General features: G+C 66.9%; 17 protein-coding genes and 1 riboswitch. Of the genes, 10 read left to right on the forward strand and 7 right to left on the reverse strand.

Annotation, left to right across the window (positions count from 1 at the left end; genetic code table 11):
- The first annotated feature begins 2 nt into the window (after positions 1 to 2).
- Positions 3 to 368 carry a DUF4440 domain-containing protein gene (locus AC0CH3_RS08020; RefSeq protein ID WP_354300108.1) on the forward strand — a complete coding sequence of 122 codons (366 nt, stop codon included), beginning with the start codon at positions 3 to 5 and terminating at the stop codon, positions 366 to 368.
- A 49-nt stretch (positions 369 to 417) separates the two neighbouring features.
- Here the strand turns inward: AC0CH3_RS08020 and AC0CH3_RS08025 are convergent, their stop codons facing one another.
- Positions 418 to 2,373 (reverse strand): beta-N-acetylglucosaminidase domain-containing protein, encoded by a 1,956-nt coding sequence (locus AC0CH3_RS08025; protein WP_354300110.1) that lies wholly within the window; start codon positions 2,371 to 2,373, stop codon positions 418 to 420.
- 226 nt (positions 2,374 to 2,599) lie between these two features.
- Between AC0CH3_RS08025 and AC0CH3_RS08030 the strand changes: the two genes are divergently transcribed.
- Complete coding sequence (locus AC0CH3_RS08030) at positions 2,600 to 5,392, forward strand: TonB-dependent receptor plug domain-containing protein (protein WP_465237754.1); 2,793 nt, start codon at positions 2,600 to 2,602, stop codon at positions 5,390 to 5,392.
- 84 nt (positions 5,393 to 5,476) lie between these two features.
- Here AC0CH3_RS08030 and AC0CH3_RS08035 read toward each other — a convergent pair whose 3' ends face one another.
- A complete protein-coding gene (locus AC0CH3_RS08035) occupies positions 5,477 to 7,333 on the reverse strand; it encodes a putative bifunctional diguanylate cyclase/phosphodiesterase (protein WP_354300114.1) in 1,857 nt (618 codons plus the stop codon).
- Positions 7,334 to 7,624: 291 nt separating this feature from the next.
- Entirely contained in the window at positions 7,625 to 8,740 is a 1,116-nt protein-coding gene (locus AC0CH3_RS08040; protein WP_354300116.1) for a Gfo/Idh/MocA family protein, read from the reverse strand.
- Positions 8,741 to 8,912: 172 nt separating this feature from the next.
- On the opposite strand from AC0CH3_RS08040, the gene AC0CH3_RS08045 reads away from it, so the two are divergent.
- The 6 genes from AC0CH3_RS08045 to AC0CH3_RS08070 all read left to right on the forward strand — a co-directional run bounded on the left by AC0CH3_RS08045 (position 8,913) and on the right by AC0CH3_RS08070 (position 12,534).
- A complete protein-coding gene (locus tag AC0CH3_RS08045; protein WP_354300118.1) occupies positions 8,913 to 9,599 on the forward strand; it encodes a nitroreductase in 687 nt (228 codons plus the stop codon).
- 73 nt (positions 9,600 to 9,672) lie between these two features.
- The gene (locus AC0CH3_RS08050; protein WP_354300119.1) at positions 9,673 to 10,116 is read left to right on the forward strand and encodes a ferritin-like domain-containing protein; all 444 of its coding nucleotides are present in this window, start codon (positions 9,673 to 9,675) and stop codon (positions 10,114 to 10,116) included.
- A gap of 199 nt (positions 10,117 to 10,315) precedes the next feature.
- Entirely contained in the window at positions 10,316 to 10,879 is a 564-nt protein-coding gene (locus AC0CH3_RS08055; RefSeq protein ID WP_354300121.1) for a sterol desaturase family protein, read from the forward strand.
- A 13-nt stretch (positions 10,880 to 10,892) separates the two neighbouring features.
- The gene (locus AC0CH3_RS08060; protein ID WP_354300123.1) at positions 10,893 to 11,654 is read left to right on the forward strand and encodes a fatty acid desaturase; all 762 of its coding nucleotides are present in this window, start codon (positions 10,893 to 10,895) and stop codon (positions 11,652 to 11,654) included.
- Positions 11,655 to 11,717: 63 nt separating this feature from the next.
- Positions 11,718 to 11,999, forward strand: coding sequence for a hypothetical protein (locus tag AC0CH3_RS08065; protein WP_465237755.1), 282 nt, complete (start codon positions 11,718 to 11,720; stop codon positions 11,997 to 11,999).
- Between the two features lie 97 nt (positions 12,000 to 12,096).
- Complete coding sequence (locus tag AC0CH3_RS08070) at positions 12,097 to 12,534, forward strand: ion channel (protein WP_354300125.1); 438 nt, start codon at positions 12,097 to 12,099, stop codon at positions 12,532 to 12,534.
- A gap of 13 nt (positions 12,535 to 12,547) precedes the next feature.
- Here the strand turns inward: AC0CH3_RS08070 and pnuC are convergent, their stop codons facing one another.
- Genes pnuC through AC0CH3_RS08085 form a run of 3 tightly spaced genes read right to left on the reverse strand, consistent with a single transcriptional unit; the run spans position 12,548 to position 16,570 of the window.
- Positions 12,548 to 13,114, reverse strand: coding sequence for a nicotinamide riboside transporter PnuC (gene pnuC / locus AC0CH3_RS08075; protein ID WP_354300127.1), 567 nt, complete (start codon positions 13,112 to 13,114; stop codon positions 12,548 to 12,550).
- Positions 13,111 to 14,265, reverse strand: a complete 1,155-nt coding sequence (locus AC0CH3_RS08080; RefSeq protein WP_354300129.1) for a phosphotransferase enzyme family protein — start codon at positions 14,263 to 14,265, stop codon at positions 13,111 to 13,113. Before AC0CH3_RS08080 ends, pnuC begins: the two co-directional genes overlap by 4 nt.
- A 1-nt stretch (position 14,266) precedes the next feature.
- Positions 14,267 to 16,570: a TonB-dependent receptor gene (locus AC0CH3_RS08085; protein WP_465237779.1), complete on the reverse strand. Its 2,304-nt coding sequence runs from the start codon at positions 16,568 to 16,570 to the stop codon at positions 14,267 to 14,269.
- A gap of 66 nt (positions 16,571 to 16,636) precedes the next feature.
- Positions 16,637 to 16,746: riboswitch (TPP riboswitch) on the reverse strand.
- Between the two features lie 127 nt (positions 16,747 to 16,873).
- Between AC0CH3_RS08085 and AC0CH3_RS08090 the strand changes: the two genes are divergently transcribed.
- Both AC0CH3_RS08090 and AC0CH3_RS08095 read left to right on the forward strand, forming a co-directional pair.
- Positions 16,874 to 19,645 (forward strand): methyl-accepting chemotaxis protein, encoded by a 2,772-nt coding sequence (locus tag AC0CH3_RS08090; protein WP_465237756.1) that lies wholly within the window; start codon positions 16,874 to 16,876, stop codon positions 19,643 to 19,645.
- A 19-nt stretch (positions 19,646 to 19,664) separates the two neighbouring features.
- Entirely contained in the window at positions 19,665 to 21,248 is a 1,584-nt protein-coding gene (locus tag AC0CH3_RS08095; protein WP_354300132.1) for a chemotaxis protein CheW, read from the forward strand.
- Here AC0CH3_RS08095 and hmgA read toward each other — a convergent pair.
- Entirely contained in the window at positions 21,206 to 22,519 is a 1,314-nt protein-coding gene (hmgA, locus tag AC0CH3_RS08100) for a homogentisate 1,2-dioxygenase (protein ID WP_354300134.1), read from the reverse strand. The genes AC0CH3_RS08095 and hmgA overlap by 43 nt on opposite strands.
- Between the last annotated feature and the right edge of the window lie 4 nt (positions 22,520 to 22,523).

Genomic DNA, 22,523 nt, shown 5'->3' on the forward strand with positions numbered 1-22,523 from the left:
TGATGGACGACAATCGTATCTGGGAATTCGAAGAAAGCCTGTGGACGGGCGACGCCGAGCATTACCGCGCGCTGATCGACGACGAATGCGTCATGGTGCTGCCCGAGCAGCCCTTCGTGCTGACGGGCAAGCAGGCGATCGAGGCAGTCGCCGACACGCCGCGCTGGAGCGAGGTCCGGTTCAGCGAGCAGCAGGTGATGCGCCCGCAGGAGGGGCTGATCGCGATCGCGTACAAGGCCGAGGCGCGCCGTGACGGGGCCGATGGCTACACCGCCTATTGCACGACGACGATGCGGCGGCTCGAGCATGAGGAATGGCGCGTGGTGCAGCACCAGCAGACGATCGCCCCGGTCGCCGGCGGCGCCTGAGCCTTCGGGGGCGGGGAAGACCCCCGCCCCCCTGCCCGACCACAGGTTCTCAGCGCTGGGCGGCGAACAATGTCGGCGCGTCTGCAACGAACCGGTCGAGCACCCCGTCGGCAATCTTGATCGGCCCCTCGAAGCGCGTCGCGCCGGGGATCGACTGGATCGCTGCGGCCTGGCCGGCGAGACGCCTGGCCTCCGCAAAATACCGCGTCGCTGCAGCACTGCCCGTATTGGCGGCGTCGAGCCCCGCCGCCGTCAGTTGCAGCGCGCGACCCCAGAGCTGCATCGCATCGAGCCACGGACGCGACTGTGCCGCAAACCCCGGATCGACCGTGCCCGACCGGATGACGTCGGGTGCGCCGGCGAACGCGTCGGCGCGCTCTGCCAGCTCGGCGATCGCGGCTGCCCGCGCCGACGGATCCTCGCCCGCAATCGCTTCTCGGACGCTGTCCAGCGTCGCCTTCAGCCGCGGGGCCTGCTCCTGCCAGGGCTGGCTGCCAAAGGTCGGCGCCATATGCTGCGTATCGAAGAAGGTCAGCAGCGCATCGGTCGCGCGCGGATCCCCGTCGGCGAGGTCCGCGGCTGCCGCGTGCCACGTCCGCTCCGCGTCATAGCCCGTGTCGTTCCATGCGAACGCGATCACGCCTGCGACCGCGGGCCGGCTCGGCGCCTCCTGGTTCATCGGATTGGACAGGATGCCCGTCAGTTCACCCGACAGCCCAGCCTCACGCTTGGCATAGGGCGCGAGCAGCAGCCGCCCCGTCGTCGTCGCATAGTCGTTGACCGGATAATTGTCCCACAACAGCGTCTTGCGTCCGAACGCCTTGGTCGCGGTCTTTGCATCGGGGATCGAGATCGCGGGCGGGACGACGTCCGTGCCCGTCCATTGCACGACGACGCGCGGGTCGAGGTGCTTGCGGAGCGCAGCCTTGTACGGCGTTTCCTTGGCGTCGTAATATTCGGTCGGCACCATGATCAGCGGGCGCGACTTCGGATCCTCCGCGAGGAGATAGGTCTGGACCGCATTGAGCAGCCTGGCCTGCGCGACGCCGGCCGCCTCGGGGCCGGACGCGCCGAACGCCGCCTTGTCCTTGTCGCAGTTCCACTTGGCATATTCGATGTCGTCAAGCGCGACGTAGAAGCTGCGCACGCCGATCGAGCGCAGCGCCTCGAACTTGCGTTCGAGCGCTTGGGCATCGGCGGGATCGGAAAAGCAGACCGAGGGGCCGGGCGAGACCGCATAGACGAAGTCGATGTGATTGCGTCGGGCCGTCGCGACCAGCGTCCCGAGCGAGCTCAAAGTCGCCGCAGGATAGGCTTCGCGCCAGCGGTCGCGCGCGAACGGATCGTCCTTCGGGCTGTAGACATAGGTGTTGGCCTTCATGCTGCCGAGGAAATCGAGGTGCCGTGTCCGGTCGGTCATCGTCCAGGGCGCGCCGTAGAAGCCCTCGATCGTGCCGCGGATCGGCATCGCGGGGTGATCCCGGATGACGAGCGCGGGTACGGCGGCGCGCTTGAGCAGCTGGCGGAAGGTCTGTGCGGCGTGGAACAGCCCGTCGGCGTCATGCCCGGCGAGCGTGATGACGCCGCTGTCGCCAATCGCGACGCTCGCGATCGTATAGCCCTCGGCCTGCGTGTCGGGCACGGCCTTGCCGAGTGCGAGCGCATTGCGAACGAGCGCGCTGTCGCCGCCGCCGATGACGATATGCGGGCGGTCCGGCGCGGCGGGCACGCGCCGCGCGGTCGCGATCGTCTCGACGCCGGCCGACGTCAGGATGGTCCGGACCAGTTCCGTCGTCGCAGGATCGGTGCCCGGCGCGGCGACGAGCACGACCGAACGGCCAAGCGTGATCGTCCCCTGCCCCGACGTCATCGACACCGGCGTCGGGAAGATCGCGGGGAGCGTCGTCGCACCGGTGGACGCAGACGATGGACCGGCGAATGCCAGCATCGCGGCGGTCGTCAACATCATCGCCGAGATCTGCTGCCTGCCAAACTGTCGGATCATGGCCGTCCCTTCAGGTACTATAATGGTATTACAAGTGGGCTTAAGGCGCTCGGGACGGCGCGGCAACCCGTGTTGGCGCGCAACGTCGCCCAACGCTGTTGCCGCAGGGCAACACAGCTGGATCAATCAGCCTCGCGCCCGCACGCGTAGCTTGCCGCTATCCCCGGACGACATAAAGTGTCGCGCACAAGAGCGGTGGGGAAGCCGTTCGCTACAGGGGGTTATGATGACGGACAGAAAGATGCTTTCGGCGCTGTGCGCGTCCGCATCGGTGATGGCGTTCGCCGCGCCGGTCGCGGCACAGACGGTGCAGACGTCGCCTAGCCAGGAAACGACGGCGGAGACACAGGCCACGACCGAAGAGGACGATGTCCGCAACCAGATCGTCGTCATCGGCAGCCGCGCACCGAACCGTACGGTGTCCGACAGCCCCGTCCCGATCGACGTGATCTCGAGCAGCGCGCTGCAGGCATCGGGTACGGGCGAGCTGAACAAGACGCTCAACCAGCTCGTGCCGTCGTTCAACTTTCCGCAGCCGTCGATCGCCGACGGCTCCGACGTGACCCGCCCCGCGACGTTGCGCGGGCTCAACCCCGACCAGACGCTCGTGCTGCTCAACGGCAAGCGCCGGCATGTCTCGGCGCTGCTCAACATCAACGGGACCGTCGGACGCGGTGCCGCGGCAGTCGACATGAACATGATTCCCGCGCTGGCGATCGAGCGGATCGAGGTGCTGCGCGACGGTGCCTCGTCGCAATATGGCTCGGACGCGATCGCGGGCGTCATCAACGTCCAGCTCAAGACCGCGAGCTCGGGCGGCCGTGCGCAGGTCAGCTATGGCAAGTACATCACCACGCTCGACGGCGTGTCGGCGTTCGACGGGCTGGTCACCGCAAACGGCCAGCCCGCGCTCGATCCCAACGATACGCGGTATCTGCAGGCGAACGGGGCGGGCGAGCGCAAGGCGCGCGACGGGATCTACACGACGTTCGGCGTCAATATGGGTGTGCCGATCGGCGATGGCGGCTTCTTCAACTTCACCGGCGAATATCGTGACCGCAACTACACCAACCGCCAGGGCTACGACCTCAGGCCCAATTACATCCGCCCGACGTCGACGACCTTCGACGCGCGCGAGGCCTCGTTCAATCGGCTCGACTTCCGCTTCGGCGATGCCAAGACCGAGGATTTCAACTTCCTCATCAACACCGGCATGCCGCTGGGCAATGCCGAGTTCTACGGCTTCTTCACCTATGGTCACCGCGACGGCCTGTCCGCGGCAAATTTCCGGCAGCAATCGGCGGCGACCAACCGCGACTTCTCCGCGATCAGCCCGGGCACGACGCCGACCAACGCCAATTTCGTCGGGCTGACGCCGGACGGGTATCTGCCGAAGATCCAGTCGAACATCGACGACATGTCGGCGACCAGCGGCATCCGTGCCGAGATCGCCGGCTTCAAGGGCGATTTCTCGCTCGGGTTCGGGCGCAACGAACTCAACTATCGGACCGAGGACAGCATCAACGTCTCGTTCGGGCCGCAGAGCCAGCGGTCGTTCGACGCCGGCGGGCTCGCCTTCTCGCAGATCCTCGCCAATGCCGACCTGTCGCGGCAGTTCGACCTTGGTCTTGCGACTCCGCTGTCGTTCGCATTCGGCGGCGAATATCGCCACGAGATCTATCAGATCCGTCCGGGCGATCCGCAATCCTATCAGACCGGACCGTTCTTCACCCCCGCACGCGCGACGACGGCGGCGAACTGCACCGTGCTCGGCGGCGTGTTTGCAGGGGGCACGGGCATCTGCTCGTTCCCGGGCCGTGCCGCGGCGGCAGGGGCGCAGGGCTTTGGCGGACTGCCCGCATCGGCGCGCACGAACGTCGACCGCGACAGCTTTGCCGGTTATGTCGAGTTCGACGCGGACCTGTTCACGGGCCTGACCGCGACCGCGGCCGGACGCTATGAACATTACAGCGATTTCGGCGACACGGTGAATGGCAAACTCGCGCTGCGCTACGAGTTCGTCGACGGGTTCGCGTTGCGCGGCTCGGTGTCGAACGGCTTTCGTGCGCCGTCGCTGCACCAACAGTTCTTCACCACGACCTCGACCAACTTCCTCGCAGGCGTGCCCGTCGACGTCTCGACGGTGCCGGTCAGCAGCCCCGTCGCGCGCGCGCTCGGATCGCAGCCGCTCGACCCGGAGAAGTCGCTCAACCTGTCCGCGGGTGCCACCCTCAACCCGTTCAGAAGCTTCAACGTGACGGTCGACTTCTTCCACATCAAGATCCGCGACCGCGTCGTCCTGTCGGAAAATCTCGGTGCGGCGGGCGTCGGCACGGCCGCGCAGAACGCCGCGGTCCAGGCGGTGCTCGCCGCCAACGGCTTTGCCAATGTCGGCGCCGCGCGGTTCTTCATCAACGGGCTCGACACGACGACGCAGGGTGTCGACGCGGTCGCGACCTACCGCGCCAATCTCGGCGGGCTCGGCGCGTGGAATTTCTCCGCGGCGTACAACTACACCAAGAACGAGATCGACAAGCGGCTCAACAATCTGGGCTCGCTCGCGCAGATCCCCGGGCTGGTCCTGTTCGGCCGCGTCGAGGGCATCCGCTTCGAGCGCGGCCAGCCACGCAGCAAGGCGGTACTCGCCACCGACGGCAAGATCGCGGGTGTCGGCATTTCGGCGCGCACGACGCGCTATGGGTCCGTGATCTCGCCCGAGACGACCGCACCGCTGGGCGCGGATGCGGCAAGCCTCACCGCGCTCGGCCCCGACGATCAGAAGCTGCGCCCGAAATGGATCACCGACTTCTCGCTCAGTTATGAGCTGCAGGGGATCCAGCTCACGCTGGGCGTCGACAACGCGTTCGACGTCTACCCCGATCGTCGCCCGTTCGGTCCGCGTCCGGCCGCCGTCGGCGGCAGCTATCCCGCGACCTACCAGTTCCTGCCCTATAGCGGGTTCTCGCCGTTCGGGTTCAACGGCAGGTTCCTGTACGCGCGGGCGGCCGTCAACTTCTGAGCCGATCAGGGGGCGTCGCGTCATCGCGGCGCCCCGCTTCGGCCCGGACGATCGGATCCTGCGCCGGGCCTGGACCAGGCCGGGTCAGCCGTTCGCGGCCCGAAGCGACGATACACCTTGTGCCCGATCGCGGAGCAGCGCCGTCGTGCGTTTGCGATCGACCGCGGGCGAATAGAGATAGCCCTGCCCCAGCACGCAGCCGGCACCATCGAGCAGACCCGCCTGAACCTCGGTCTCGACGCCCTCTGCGACGATCCGGATGTTCATCCGTTCGGCGATTCGGATCAGCCCCTCGACGATCGTCATGCTGACATTGTCGGGCGCGAGATGGTCGATGAACGTCTTGTCGATCTTGATGATGTCGACCGGGACGGTCAGGAGGTGCGTCAGCGAGGCAAAGCCGGTCCCGAAATCGTCGAGCGCGAGCTTGATCCCCTTCGCGCGCAACGCGCGGATCGCGGTCTGCACGGCCTGGTCGCCGTCCCCCATATACACGGTCTCGGTAACCTCGAGAATGACGTGCTCGAGCGGCACACGCTCGCGCTCGAATGCCTCGGTCAGGACCCGGCCGACGGTTCCACCGCTGAGATCCGCCGACGACACGTTGATGCCGACATGCTGGACCGCAAGCCCCATGTCGAGCCACACGCGCATATCGGCGGCGACCAGCGCCATCATCCGCGCGGTCAGCGCGGTCGCGACATGCGCATCGGTGGTCGCCTCGTGGAACGCCGCGGCGGGGACGATCTCGTTCCCGACGCGCATCCGGCATAATGCCTCGAGCCCGACAATCTCGCGCGTGTTGAGCCGGAAGATGGGTTGATAATAGGCGTCGATGCGATGTTCGCGGAGCGCCGCGGTCACGTCGCGAATGGCGTCCAGCCGCCGCGTCATCGTCGAGCCGAGACCGGGCCAGTAGCGGACGAAACCGCCGCGCCCCGTCTCCTTGGCATGATAGAGCGCGAAGTCGGCGTTCTGACGGACGCGGTCCGCGGATGGCTCGCTGGACAGCACCGCGCCGCCGATCGTCGCGCGCGGCACGATGATCTGCCCGCCGATATCCGCAGGCGCCGCCAGCGCGCGCAGGATCCGCGCCGCGGTCTTGTCGAGGTCCTTGAGCACGTCGGCGTCCGCCAGGATCAGCCCGAATTCGTCGCCGCCGATCCGGAACGCGCTGTTCCTGCCGACGATCTCCGAGATCCGCTCCCCCGCGACGCGCAGCAGGCGATCCCCCGCGTGATGCCCGAACGTGTCGTTGACGATCTTCAGATTGTCGAGGTCGAGCACCATGAGCGCCCACCGCCCCGACGCGGTACAGTCGAGCCGGGCGAGCGCGGCATTGAACCCGGCCCGATTGGGAAGATTGGTCAGTGCGTCTGTGAACGCCCGGCGTTCATGCTCGACGACACGCTGGTGGCGGTCGATCGCGATCATGCAGAGATGGACGCAGCTCCGCACGAGGTCGCGTTCGAACGACGTCGGCCCGCGCGTCTCGCGGTAATAAAAGGCAAAGGTCGCCACGGTCTGACCGCGCGCGTTGACGATCGGCATCGACCAGCACGCGCGCAACCCGTGCGGTTCGACGAGATGCCGGTGATCCGCCCAGCGCAGGTCCGACCGGATATCGGTGACCGCGATATCGATGCCGAAATACGCCGCCGTCCCGCACGACCCGGCATAGGGGCCGATCGGCACGCCATCGAGCGCGGCCGAATAGGAGGGGGGGAGGCTGGGCCCCGCAAGCGGATGCAGCCGCCCCTCGACGTCGACCGTCAGCACCGAGCAGGTGACCGACGGCACCAGCGCCTCGACATCCAGACACAGACGTATGCACGTGGCCTCGAGCGTCTCGCCGCGCGCGATCATCTCGAGGATCGCGTTCTGCAGCCCGAGCAAGGTCTCGGTGGGAGCGCCCGCCTCGCTCTCAGATTTGATATTCAAATACGCGCCCATCCCGACAGCATGTCGTCTATTGCGTTACGAAATGATTTATACATTTGATAGGCTGTCGCATGATAGACATTCCAAGTTACTGCCGTCGTTCATCATCACAGATACGATGGATACTCGCAAAATCTTCAACCAAAGTGGATTTAATTCAGTTCGTTCGGCGGCCTGCCATTGGCCTGCATCGCCGTTGCTGGATTCGACTCGCACAGCCGCTTGCGCCGGGCTTTCCGGGTCTGGTCCAGGGCCAGTCGAGCGTGATCCCGACCGGCCCTGGCTTTTCGATCAGGCGGATTGTGGGATGATGCTGATCATTTCGTCCTCGCTCGGCGCCTTCGATGGCTTGAGTTCGAGCGCCTGATCAGGCGCTACGTGGCGGCTGCGGGTCGCCGGGTCGAGCGTGACCGTCTCCCCGGTCTCGAGCGAGCGTTCGATCGCCGCGAGCACGCGCATGTCGAGCAGCCCCTCCTCGCCGTCCGCCTCGGGGTGAAGGTCGTTGAGAATGCAGTCGGAGAAATACTGCGTCTCGTTGCCGAACTGCTCGACCGGCGCGAAGTCGTGCGTCTTGCTGCCCTCCTTGGTCTTTTCGACATAGGCGATGCCCGTCGTCGCGCCGAACATGAAACATGGCGACGCATGGATGCTCGCCTTCGTCCCGATCAGCTCGAAGAATTCCGACGGTGCGGTCGCATAGCTGACGGTGAACTGCGCGACGCGCTCGCCGCTGAAGCGCAGCGTGACCGCCACGGTGTCATGGAAGTTGAAGCCGCGGTTCGGGGTCTTGGTCCCGACCGCGTGGACCGAGATCGGCTCCTGTCCGAACAGGTTGCGCACGGCATTGAGCGGATAGGTTCCCATGTCGGGCACGGGGCCGCCCCAATAGCCGTTATGGCCGCGCGAATTGGCCTCCGCGACATTCTGCGCGAATGTCGAGACGAAGCTGCGCAGGTCGCCGAACTCGTTGCCACGCGCACGCGTGATCATCTCGACGGTGCCGGGCTCGTTGTGGAGGCGGTAGGCGATCATCAGCTTGGCGCCGCTCTTCTGCTGCGCGGCCAGGATCTGCTCGGCCTCGGCAACGCTCGATGCCATCGGCTTTTCGAGCAGGACGTGGATCCCGGCCTCGAGCGCGGGGACGGCATATTGGAGATGGAGGAAGTTGGGCGTGGCGATATAGACCGCGTCGATCTCGCCCGACTTCAGAAGCTCGTCATACTGGTCGTACGACCAGGCCTTGATCTTGTAGAGCTTGGCGAGCTTGTCCGCCTTGACGGGATCGCCCGTCACGAGCGCGGTCATCTCGGAATTGTTGGTACGCCCGACGCCCGGCATGAACGCCTGCTGCGAGATCTGGCCGCCGCCGACGACGGCATAGCGAATCTTCTTGGTGAATCCGAACATGCTCGGCCTTTACAGTGGTTACGGGGAATGCCGGACGAACGATGGACGCCTCGGTTTGTTGCGACGCGGCATCGCATGCTCCGTGCGAAGCGACGGGGCTGGCTGTGCGCGGCGTGATATTGCGGTATCGAAGGCGTCATTGATCATGACGGGGCAAGGGACCGGGCGAGCCATGCACTTCGACGACGTAATCCTCGGGCGGCGCAGCGTGCGCGGCTATACGGCCGAGCCGGTGCCGCGTGCGCTGATCGAGGAGGTGCTGACGCTGGCGATGCGCGCGCCGTCGTCGATGAACACGCAGCCCTATCATTTCCACGTCGTCGGCGGCGCGGCGCTCGATGCGATCCGTGCGGGCAACACCGAACGCATGCTGGGCGGGGTGCCGCAGTCGCGCGAATTCCGCACCGGCACCGCGTTTGCCGGCGCGCACCGCGACCGGCAGGTCGGCGTCGCCAAGCAGCTCTTCACCGCGATGGGGATCGCGCGCGACGACGCCGACGCCCGTCAGGACTGGGTGATGCGCGGGTTCCGGCAGTTCGATGCGCCGGTTTGCGTCATCATCACGTTCGACCGCGATCTGGCCGACAGCGACGACACCGTGTTCGACTGCGGCGCGGTCGCCACCTTGCTCGTCAACGCGGCGTGGTCGCGCGGGCTTGGCACGGTGATCAACAGCCAGGGCATCATGCAGTCCCCCGTCGTCCGGGAACATGCAGCGATCCCGGACGACCAGGTGATCATGAAGAGCATCGCACTCGGCTGGCCCGACGCGCAGTTCCCCGCGAACGCCGTCGTGTCCGAACGCCGCACGGTCGACGAGGCGGCGGTCTTCATCGGTTTCGAACCCCAGGACGAGTAAGCGCTGCGCGGTTTTCGGTCGGGACCTTATTGGCCGCTGATCGTTGTGCGGGTTCCCCCAACGGAGTTACCCCATGAGCGACACCGATATTTCCGTCCTGAACGGCCTGATCAAGACGACCCTCGACAGCATGAAGGGCTATGAGGACGCGGCGAAGGACGCGGAGTCGACGCAGTTCGCAACGATGTTCGCCGATTTCGCGCGTGACCGCGCACAGGTCGCGACCAAGCTGCAGAACCAGGTCCGTACGCTCGGCGGCGAGCCTGAGCTGGACTCAAGTATGCTCGCAGCGGCGCACCGCACGTTCATGGATCTGAAGCAGGCGATCACCGGCAAGGATGACAAGGCGATCATCAACGAGGTCGAGCGCGGCGAGGACCATATCAAGGCGAAGTACGAAGACGCCATGAAGGATACCGACGTGTCGCCGGCAACGCAGGCGATCATCAAGGACGGCTTCGCATCGGTTCGCGAAGGCCATGACAAGATGAGCGCGCTGAAGCACAGCATCGCCTGATTTCACGGGGCGACGGGTCTGCCCGTCGCCCCATCACCTCCGAGGTTCCCCCGCAGCAGCCTGCGACAGGGTAACACGGAGCTCTTATTTCGGCGTTCCGTCTCGCATATGCCCCGTACCGCGCGTATATGTTGACCATGTCGAGCGCATCGCAGAACTCTCCCGCCGGACCTTGCGCCGGGCTTTGGATCGGACGCTGATGTCCTGGATCGAAAAGCTCGGCATCGTCGTCTTCATGGTGCTCTTCATGGAGTGCTTTGCATGGGCAGCCCATAAATATGTCATGCACGGCTGGGGCTGGGGCTGGCACAAGTCGCACCACGAGGAAACCGAGGGGTGGTTCGAGAAGAACGACCTCTACGCCATCGTCTTCGCGATCGTGCCGATCATCCTGTTTGTCGTCGGACTGCGCTGGGAACCGCTCTGGTGGGCCGCGCTTGGCATAACGGTCTATGGCGGCATCTATGCGTTCGTGCACGACATGCTCGTGCATCAGCGCGGGCGGTTTCGCTGGGTCCCCAAACAGGGCTATTTCAAGCGTCTGCTCCAGGCGCATCGTCTGCATCATGCGGTCGAGGGCAAGCATGGTACGGTCAGCCACGGGTTCCTGTTCGCGCGCAAGCCGGCGGTGCTTAAGGCGCAGCTGCGCGCGAATGCCGACCCGCAGCGCCGCACGCCGCGGGGCGTCGACGAGCGGGACCGGGCAAGCGAGGCCGTCCCTGCCTCCGAGCCGTTGCCCGCGTCCCCCGTGTCCCGCCGATGAGCGGCGTTTCGGCATGACCGGAACGGCTGCACGTCGCCAATCGAAGATCGGACTCGCGCTCGCCGCGGTCATCGTCACGGCATGGCTCGCAATCCATATCACCGGAATATTCCTGTGGCGCTGGACGCCCGGCCTCGTGCCGGTCGCGCTGGTCATGGTGCTGGTCCAGACATGGCTGAGCACCGGGCTGTTCATCATCGCGCATGACTCGATGCACGGCGCGCTCGCCCCCGGCCAGCCGCGGCTGAACGCCGTGGTCGGTGCGCTCTGCCTCTCGCTCTACGCCTGCCTTTCCTATGCGACACTGCTGCCGCAGCATCACCGCCATCACAAGCATGCCGGGCGTGCGGGCGACCCCGATTTCCATGGCGGCGATCCGAGCCTGCTCGGCTGGTTCGGACAGTTTTTCCGCACCTATTACTCGCATGGGCAGATCGTGCGGATCACCGCGGTCGCGCTCGTCTACACGCTCGCCCTCGGCGCGCCGCTCGGCAATATCGTCGTGTTCTGGGCGGTGCCCGCGCTCGGGGCAGTGCTGCAGCTGTTCGTGTTCGGAACCTGGCTGCCGCACCGCGAGCGCGAGGAACCCTTCCTCGACGACCATCGCGCGCACAGCGCGAAGATCCCGCAATTTCTGTCGCTGCTCACCTGTTTCCATTTCGGCGGCTATCATCACGAGCATCACCTCTCGCCCGGTACGCCGTGGTGGGGACTCCCCGCGCGCCGTCGCGAGATGCGGGACCGCGCGACGGTATCGGGATCGCGCACTACGTAGAATTGCGTAGTGACGCGCAGGCGGCCGGGGCTCACACTGTCACGACCGCCACAGGAGTCCGTCATGATGCCGCGCGACCCAAGCTTCTTCCGTACGCGGGTCCTTCGCGAAGCGAAGCGGATGCAGGGTGCGGCGTCGGGCGAGGCGCAGATCGCGCATCACGGCATGCTGTCCGCCTATGTCGACCAATGCCGCGCGGTCGCCGATCCCGAACACGATTGTGCGCATTGCGAGGCGGCACCGCTGTGCCGGGCGATCGCGCAAGAGGATCGCGAGGCGCGCCGTCACGGCTATCCGGCCGGGTCCGACGGCCCGGTCCATACGGATCTGCGTGGACTGCGTTGATCGCGCGGCATTGCCGGAGTTGCGATGACGGCGCGATAGCTGGCCGCGGCGGTGCCGTATGTGCCGCTGGCGCCGGGCCCGGATGCGGGGGTCGCCCGTGACCCTCTTTACGCAACTGGCGACGTCGACCGCCATGGTCCTGCTGACGACGCTGGTTCATCTTGCCGGGCTTGCGGGGCTGTTGATGGTGATCCGCCGGCGCGACGAGGCGCTCAGTCCGCGTCGGCGCTGGCGCGACGTGGTCGGGATCGTCGGCGCAGCGATCGCGCTGTTCGTGCTGCACGGGATCGAGATCTGGGCCTATGCCGCGCTTTACCTGTTGACGGGCGCGCTCGCCGACCTCGGCAGCGCGCTCTACTTCTCGACCACCACCTATACGACGATCGGCTATGGCGACGTCCTGCTCGGAGTCGACTGGCGGATCGTCGGCGCGATCGAGGGGGCGAACGGCATCATCCTGCTGGGATGGTCGACCGCCTTCTTCGTCGCGATCGTCAGGCGGATGCGGTTCGTCGAACGCGAGTTCGAGGGATGACGCAGCGCCCGGCTCAGCCGCGCAAGCCGGGCACCGTCTGCCGCCAGCGCCGATATCCGATCGCCGCGAGCACCACCATTGCGGCATAGAGCCCCGCGGTGGGCATCAGCCCCTTCACGACGAACATGCCGACATACAGGATGTCGACCGCGATCCACAGCAGCCAGCTTTCGGCATGCCGGCGTGCGGTCCAATATTGCGCGACCAGACTGAAGCTCGTCAACGCCGAGTCCATCCAGGGGAGCGCCGCGTCGGTGAACCGGCTGGTGAACCAGCCGACGGCGACCGCCCCCACCGCCCCGATGGCGAGGCCGGTCACGACGGCCCTGGCGGGCAGGCGCTCGACGACGATCGCACCATCATCGCGCGCGCCGCGCTGCCACGAAATCCAGCCATAGACGATCGCAACGCCGAACAGCGCCTGAAGCACCATGTCGGCATAGAGCCGCACGTCGAGGAACAGCTTGAAATAGAGCGCGCAGGCCATGAGGTTGACGGGCCAGCACAGCATGCGCCGTTTCGCGGTCAGCCAGATACCGGTGAAGCTGACGAGCACCGCGGCGATCTCGAGCGGTGTCATCGTTGGCTCTCCATCTGTGTGATCGCACGCAGCAGCGCGCGTCCGGTGCCTGCGCGAAACCATTCGGCGTGCGCGAGCAGGTATCCATCCCATGCCAGCGTCGCCGCGTCCGGATCGCCTGCGATTCCCGCGAAATAGTCGATCTCCGACAGCGCGAACTCGACATGCACCAGTGGCAACAGCGCGGTGATCGTGGCGAGGTCGGCGCTGCTCAGCGGCCGGACGGTGGCATAGCCGTCCAGCAGTGCGACCGCTGCGTCGGGATCGGCAATGCTGTCATCCGCCCCCTGCCCCAGATCGAGCCAGCGGACTGCCGTGCGTTCGATCGCCGTGGCGATATCGTGGACCGCGCTGGTACGGTCGGCTAGCCCGAAGTCGAACGTGGCCGCCACGCTGCCGTCCGTCGCCCACAACAGGTTCGACGGATGCCAGTCATTGTGAGTCCACAGCGGCGGCTGGACGGCAAGACGTGGCGCGAGCCCCTGCCCCAGGCTTGCGAACAGCGCCGCCAGCTCGCGGCGCCATGGTCTGGTTGCGAGATAGCCGGCGAGCGCGGGGCGCGCCGCGACATAGGCCTCGACCGCGACGATCGGGTCCGCGGCCGACAGGATCGCAAGGCTGGTGACGAGCGGCTGGACCGCGCGCGCAGGCGCATCGAAACCGGCCGCCGCGTGGTGGAGCCGCGCCAGCGCAGCGCCCGCTGCCCCGGCGTGCGCGCCCGACAGGAAGGGCGTCCATGACTGGCGATTGCGGTAGAGGTCCGCGCCGGGCGCCTGGCGATGTACCTCGTAGGTCCATCCGTCCGCGGTGACCGCACTTTCCCCCGATGCGGTTCGCAGGACATCCGCGACGCTGACGCCGCGGGCGGCGAGATGCGCGATGAACGCGTGTTCCTCGGCCAGACCGGCGGGCGAGCGGAGCCGGTGATGATGCCGCTTCACGACGAACGCGCCCGTCGTCGTCCGAACGAGCGTCGCCGCCGAAAAGGGGCGCGGCGAATGCCATTCGAGCGCGGTCATCCGCCCCGCCGCGGGAAAGCGCGCGAGGATTGCCGCGGCTTCGTCGGGCGTGATGGCAGGCCAGGTCGGCGCCTCGAGCGCGGTGCCCATGCCGTGAACGCGGTGGCCGGCAGCGGACGGCGGCGTCGTCATGTCAGAACGCGCGCGACAGCGTGCCCATCACCGCCGCACCGCTGCCGACATAATAGGCCGGCGCATTGCCCGTGATGATCGTCCCGCCCCGCCCCGCCACGTCGCGCGCATTGGTGCTGACCGCCTGAACGCCCGCGAGCACGTGCGGGTCGGTCACGTTGATCGCGTTGATGCGCAGGTCGGTACGTTTGCCGTCGAGCCACTCGGCGAGATGCACGCCGATCGACAGGTCGAGCGTCGCATAGCCCTTGATGCTCTCGTCGTTGATGAAGGTCGAATATTGGCGACCGACATATTTCGACGCGATGCTGCCAAAGAACCGGCCATCGTCGTAGAGGCCGCCGGCGCCGAACTGGACGGTCGGGCTCGACACCGCCCGCTTGCCGCGGGTCGGCAGGAAGTCCGAGCCGATCGGCAGATCGTCGTCGATCCGCGCGCGCAGATATTCGCCCGACAGATACAGGCTGACCCCGGCGACCGGCCGATAGTCGATCTCCGCATCGACGCCATAGGAGGTCTGCCCGCCGACATTGAGCGTCCCGTTGACCTGAGCACCGCCGCGATCGATCACCGTCGCGAGCTGTCGGTTGCTGAAGGCGTAATGGAAGCCCGTGACCGATGCGGACAGGCTTTCGCCGATGAAGCGGTACCCGATCTCCTGCGACACCGAATATTCGTTCTTCAGCGCGTTCGTGCCCTGCACCACGACCTCGCCGCCATAATAATAATCGTAGAGCGCGAATTCGTTCGGCGCGCGGAAGTTGGTGGTGACGTTGGCAAACAGCTGTTGCCGATCGTCGAGGCGGTAGTGGATCGCCGCGCGGGGCAATGCCGCGAAGCTGCTCCGCCGCACCTCGCGCTGCGGGCCGGGCAGATAGTTGCGGCCGTTGCGGAGCAGGTTGACGCCCTTGAAGCCGATATCGATCGTCAGCCGCGGCGTGACCGCGATGCTGTCGGCGATGAAGCCCGCCTTGGTGACGGTGACGGTCCGCTGGTTCTCATAGGCGAGCAGACGGCCATCGGCGGTACGGATCGCCTTTGCGCGATATCCCCACCGGTCCGCAGGATCGCCGTCGGCATCGACGCGCGTATAGGATTGCGTCACGCGGTCGGTGCCATAGTCGAACCAGAGCCCCGCGGTGATGCGGTGGATGCCCGCCTGCAACGTCAGCTTGCCGACGCTGCCGCCACGGACCTGGTCACCGGTATAGTTGCCGAGCACGGTCGCCACCCCGTCGATCGCCCCCGGCAACGCGATCGGATCGGCAAGCGCCTCGTTGCCGAGGAAATTGCCCGTCGTGGCGAGCTGCGTGCCATAGGGCGCGTTGCCGTAGCCGAACTGGAGATAGCTGGTCGTATCGAGCGTCAGGCGGTCGCCGAGCACGATGTGCACCGGCGCGGCCGCATAGAGGTTGCGGAACGGCGCGCGGTAGAGCCGCCAATAGTCGGTCGACCCCGCCCGATACGCGCGCGCGAAGTTGAAGTCGCGCCCCTGCGCCTGCCATTCGGCAAGCGTCGGGCTGGGGTAGCTCGACGTGTTGGCGTCGTTGTACGACACGGCGAGGCTGGCGCGATTGCCCGCGCCCCATTCGCGGAGCAGCTTGGCGTCGATATGCTGGCGGGTGTCGTAGCCGGGACCGCGCCAGTTGTTCGCGCGGGTATTGGAATAGGACAGGAACGCCTTGATCCCGCTGGTGCCGAGCGTTCCCGTATCGATCCGGACAAAGGCCCGCCGCGCGGCGTAGCTACCGAGCGACAGGTCCACCACCGCCCCGGGTCGCGCGCCCGGATCGTCGAGTTTCAGCGACAACAGCCCGCCTGCACCACCGACCGTCGGCGAGTCGATGTCGACCGACCCCTGCGCCAGCGCGATCTGCCTGAGGTTCTCCGGGTCGGCGAACTGCGACGGATAGGCAAAGTAATAGCCGATGTCGTTCTGCGGGGCGCCTTCCATCAGCACGCCGATCTGGTCCTGACCCAGCCCGCGCAGCGTGAGGCTCGAGCTCGTCGAGAGACCATAGGGATCGCTCGATGCGACGTTGGCGCCGGGCAGCAGCGTGACGAGCTGGAACGCGTTCAGGGTCGGCGCCTGCTTGGCGATGAATTCGGCCGAGATCGCGCTTTGCGCGCGGGGCACGCGCTGGTCGGGCAGCAGGCCTGCGGGATCGGGCTGGCCGGCGACGCGGATCTCACCGGGGTCCGCAGACGGCGTGTCGGGGCGGGAATCGGTCTGAGCCGTCGCAGGCGCCGCTGCAAGCGATGCCGCCAGCGCGATCGCCGCGCACGCAGGCCGCCGGCCCTGCAGCCGAACCGAAGATGTCGAAAAGCCACGATCGAATGTGCGCACGTCCACTCCAAGCGGAGGGACGACGGAAAAACCGTTGGCCCTCCCTACGCCGGTATCAGCCGGATCAGGTTCAGCGGGTCATGGGCTGCAGCCCAATTCTCAGCCGCGCGTCAGCGGCCCCCCGGGGAAGGCGCGCCTTAGGCGCTGCGATGCCCGGTGCAAAGCGCAATCGCCGCGACGATCGCCTCGCCAAAATCCGCGCCTCGGTCCGGGGCGGTCGCGCCGATCCTATAATGAGGCGAAAGATGGCTGGAGCATCATATGTCGTTGGAAGGTGTTGTTGTCGACCTGAGCGCGCGCGCCGCCGCCGCGCTGGCAGACGAGATGATCGTTCTCGCGTTCAGCGCCGATGGCGCGCTGATCGAGACGAATGAGGCCGCGCGGACGATCCTCGCGTCGGTCGACGCGATCGCGACCTTCGCGACGCTGTTCCCGAACTACCCCGACGCGATCGCGCGACTGGCGACGGGTGACGCGACGACGGTCGCGGTCGAGGGGCTGCTCGCGAATACGCAGGGCCATTGCATGCATGTCCAGGGCCTGATGGGGGCGCTGTCCGGGGCCGGGGGCAAGCTGGTCTTCATGGGCGCGGTGACGCCCGGCAGCCTGCACGACACCGCGCTCATCGTGCACCGCTTCGATGCGATCAACGGTGCGCTCGCGATCTGCCAATATTCGCCCGACGGCCACCTGATCGACGGCAATGCCAAGTTCTTCGAACTGACCGGGCTTGCCCGCGAGGCGATGACCGGCGGCCGGTTCGACATGTTCTGGACCGCGGCGGAGCGCCAGGCGAACGACGCCGACACCTATTGGAGCCGGTTCGAGCGCGGCGAGTCCGACACGGTCATCCGGCGTTATACCCCGTGCCCGGGGCAGAATGTCTGGGTGCGCGAGATCTTCGTGCCGACGTTCGACAAGAACTGCCAGCTCGTCTCGGTGCTGAGCTATGCCTATGACATCAGCGCGCAGCATCAGGCGACGGTCGACAATCAGGGCCGCATCACCGCGATCGACCGGGCGTTCGCGCTGATCGAGTTCGACCTGTCGGGGCGCGTGATCACCGCGAACGCCAATTTCCTGTCGCTGATGGGGTATGAGCTCGATGAGATCACGGGCGAGAACCACCGGATCTTCTGCGACGCGGACTATGCGCAGAGCCCGGCCTATCGCCAGTTCTGGCAACGGCTGGGCAAGGGCGAGCTCGACCAGGGCGAATATAAGCGGATCCGCAAGGACGGCAGCGAAGTCTGGATCCAGGCGTCGTACAACCCGCTGTTCGATTATGACGGCATTCCGACGGGCGTGGTCAAGGTCGCGATGGACGTCACCGCGCAGCGCCTTGCGATGGTCGAGGCGGCGGGCCGCGCCGCGGCGATCGACCGCGCGCAGGCGGTCATCGAGTTCGACCTCGCGGGCACCGTGCTCGACGCCAACGGCAATTTCCTCGAGCTGATGGGCTATGCGCGCGACGCCGTGGTCGGCCATCATCACCGCACCTTCTGCGACGCCGGCTATGCCGCATCGCCCGACTATGCCGATCTCTGGAACCGGCTGCGCGCGGGCGAATTCGTCTCCGGCGTCTTCAAGCGGATCGCGAGCGGTGGACGCGAAGTCTGGATCCGCGCGACCTACAACCCAATCCTCGATATCGAGGGCAAGCCGCGCAAGGTCGTCAAGTTCGCGCATGACATCACCGATCAGAAGCGCCGCGACGTCGAGTTCGAGGGCCGTGCGCGCGCGATCGATCGCGCACAGGGGGTGATCGAATTCGCGATGGACGGCACGATCCTCGACGCGAACGAGAATTTCCTCGCGCTGACGGGCTATACGCTCGACGAGATCCGCGGTCGGCATCACCGTGTCTTCTGCGATGCGGGCACGTCGCAGTCGGACGCCTATGCCGTGTTCTGGGAAAAGCTCGGCCGCGGCGAATATGACGCGGGCGAATACAAGCGCCTCAAAAAGGGTGGTGCCGAGGTCTGGATCCAGGCGACGTACAACCCGATCCTCGATCTCAACGGCAAGCCCGTCAAGGTCGTGAAGTTCGCGGTCGACGTCACCGCACAGAAGCTCGCGGCGAACGATCACCAGGCAAAGGTCGACGCGATCAACCGCGCGCAGGCGGTGATCGAGTTCGACCTCGAGGGCAACGTCCTGTCGGCGAACGAGAATTTCCTGCGAACGACGGGTTACTCGCTGCGCGAGGTGGTCGGCCAGCACCATTCGATGTTCTGTTCGCCCGACTATATCCGCAGCCTGGAATATCGCGACTTCTGGCTGAAACTGAACAAGGGCGAGGTGCATTCCGGACGCTTCCACCGGATCGGCAAATATGGCCGCGACGTCTGGATCCAGGCCACCTACAACCCCGTGCTCGATCTCAAGGGCAACCCGTTGCGCGTCATCAAATACGCGACCGACGTGACCGACCAGGTGCTGCTCGAGCAGCAGATCACGTCATGCTCGGTGTCGATGGCAGACCATGTCGGCGCGCTGACGCAGTCGATCACCGCGATCACCGGCGCGACCGACACCGCGACCGACCTCGCGGGGCGGACGCGCAGCGAAGCCGAGGAAGGCCGCACTGCGCTGGGTGGTGCGATCGAGTCGATCGACCTGATCCAGAAATCGGCGGCGGGAATCGCGGAGATCGTGTCGGTGATCGGCGAGATCGCGGGCCAGACCAACCTCCTCGCCTTTAACGCCGAGATCGAGGCGGCGCGCGCGGGCGAGCACGGCGTCGGCTTCTCGGTGGTCGCGGGCGAGGTCCGCAAGCTCGCGGAACGCAGCTCGACCGCGGCGCGCGAGATCAACCGGCTGGTCGACGAGTCGCTCGAACGCATCGCCCGCGGTACCGAGCGCTCGAAGGAGGCGACCAACGCGTTCGCGGGGATCGTCGATGCGGTCCACAAGACGGGCGATGCGATCGACGCGATCGCCAAGTCGACCTCGGTCCAGGACGAGGCCTCCGCCAAGGTCGTCGACCTTATCCGCACCTTGTCGAACGCCACCGAACGTGCGGCAGCCTGAGCCGCGCCGGGTGGCGGTCGTGCGACGGACGCCGACGCTCCGCCCCGCTCCTGCCACGCCTGCATCCGCCCGCCCGCCACGTGGCGCACCCGCGGGGCTGCACGGCGCGGTGGTCGTCGGCGGCCTGACGCTCGCCGTGCCGATCGAGGCGATCCGCGAGGTCGTCCCCCGCCCGGCGGCGTTGCTCCCCTTTCCGGCGGTGCGGGACGAGGTCATCGGCGCGATCGACCTGCGCGGTGCGATCGTCCCCGTCCTGGACCCGGTCGCGCTGCTCGGCGTGCCGTCACCGGAGCGCTGCCCCGTCATCCTCATCCTGCGCGACGCGAACCGCGTCATCGGGCTGGCGATCGAGTCCATCGCCGGCGTGCTGCCGCTCGACGCCGCCGACATGACGCAGCTCGACCTGCGCGACGAAACCGATACGTTCGGACAGCCCGGCGGCGCGCGGGCGAGCCGCGCGGCACTGATCCGTGCCGCGTTCGTCCACGGCGACACGCGCGGCCTGGTGCTCGACATCGCCGCGCTTGCCGCGCTCGACGCGATGCCGCTCGCGATCGAGCGGTCGACGGCGACGATCCGCCCGGGCAGCGTCACCACCGGCGTGCCGACGCTGCTGTTCACGGTGGGCGCAGCGCGTCTCGGTCTTGCCGCGCGCGTGATCGAGGCATCGGTGCCCGAACAGACGATCGCGCCGAGTCCGGTCGAGGACGATCTCTGGGTCGGCTGGCTGACGCATAACGGCCGGCGTGTCCCGGTCGTCGATACGCTGCGGCTGTTGCGGCTCGGCGAATGCCGCCGGACGCAGCGTACCGCGGCGGTGATCTTGCGACTGCCGTCGGGGCATCTGGTCGGGCTTCAGATCGACGCGGTGAACGACATGCTGCGGATCGCGTCGGACGAGATCAAGCCGCTGCAGCAATTCGTGGTTGGCAACCGCAGCCTGTTCAACGGGCTGTACGGCACCGATGCGCCGAGCCTGTTGCTCGATCCCGACGCGATGCAGGCCGATGCGCAACTCGGTACGGTCGGGCGGATCTGCGACAAGACGGAGGCCGGGACCGGGTCGAGGGCGGCCGCGGACGTCGAGCGTGAGCGGACCAACGCCCTGCGCGCATTCCTGCTCGTGCGGCTCGCCGACCGGCGCTTCGCGATCCCGCTGTCGCAGGTCGAGGAGATCATCGCGACCAGGACGTCGGGTCTCGGGCTGACCGATCGGACGCAGGGGATCGACGATTACATCATCCACCGCGGCCGCGGCGTCCCGCTGATCGATCTCCACCGCGTCCTCGGAATTGCCGATAACGGGAACGGTGCGCCGTTCACCGTGCTCGCCTCCGCGGACGGCAATCAGGCGGGCTTCATGGTCGACGAGCTCTGTGCGGTCGAACGCTCGTCGGTCCAGCTGCTCAGCGATACCGGCGGCGACAGGGCGATGGCCCGCATCGCCGCGACGATCACCACGCGCGGCGCGACGTATCCGATCATCGACCTGCGCGCGGCGATCGAGACGTTATGCCCGCCCCCGCCCCCGCCCCCGCCCACGGATGACGTGCGGGACGATCAGAGCCTGGCCTTCGAAAAGCCACTCCAGACGTCGTCGTAATCGAGCTGCATCGTCGGGGTCGCACTGGCCCAGGCGGTGGTGCGGACGACGTGGCGGGTTTCGAACATGAACGCCATCGTGCCGGTGATCTTGTGCGGCTTCAGGTCCACGGTCGACGCCTTGTCATAGGTCGCCTGATCGGGGCCATGGCCGTTCATCTGGTTGTGCAGCGAGGCACCACCGGGGACGAAACCGCCGCCTTCCTTGGCGTCATATTCGCCGGCGATCAGCCCCATGAACTCGCTCATCACGTTGCGGTGGAACCAGGGCGGACGAAACGTCCCCTCCGCCACCATCCAGCGTGGCGGGAAGATCACGAAGTCGCAATTGGCGGTGCCCGGCGTGTCGCTCGGCGCGGTCAGCACGGTGAAGATCGATGGGTCGGGATGATCGAAACTGACGGTGTTGATCGTGTTGAAGCGCGTCAAATCATAGCGACACGGCGCGAGATTGCCGTGCCAGGCGACCACGTCGAACGGCGAATGGTCGAGCGTCGTCGTCCACAACCCGCCCTGGAATTTCTGCACGACGGTACAGGGCGCATCGACATCCTCGTACCACGCGACGGGCGTCTCGAAATCACGGGGATTGGCGAGACCATTGGCGCCGATCGGGCCAAGGTCGGGCAGCCGGAACGGCGCGCCGTAATTCTCGCAGACATAGCCCCGCGCCCGCCCGTCGGTCAGCGCGACGCGAAACCGCACCCCGCGCGGGATGAGCGCGATCGACAGCGGTGCGACGTCGATCCGGCCGAACTCGGTGGTGATCGACAGCGCGCCTTCCTGCGGCACGATGAGCAGTTCGCCATCGGCCGAGAAGAACGCGCGCTCCATGTCCGCGGTCGCGGCGTAGCAATGGATACCCACGCCCGTCTGCTCGGCGACCGACCCCGTGCCGCCATAGGACACGAGCCCGTCGAGCCAGTCGGTCCCCGCCGCCGGCCAGGGCAGCGGGTCCCAGCGGAGCCGGTTGGGGCTGGGCGGCGCGTCGCCGAACGGTGCCGATTTCAGGTGGACGGCACCGGCATAGGGCGTGAACGCCGGATGCTGCGCGGTCGGGCGAAGCCGGTAGAGCCAGCTCCGCTTGTTCTCGGATCGTGGCGCGGTGAACGCGGACCCCGACAGCTGTTCCGCATAGAGCCCGAACGGCGCACGCTGCGGACTGTTGCGGCCGATCGGGAGCGCACCGCGGACCGCCTCCGTCGCGACGTGATTGCCGAAACCGGTGACATAGCCCTCACCCGCCTCTGTCCGTTCGCCCTGTCCGTTCATCGCG

It is taken from the genome of Sphingomonas sp. AC449 (genome assembly GCF_979253475.1).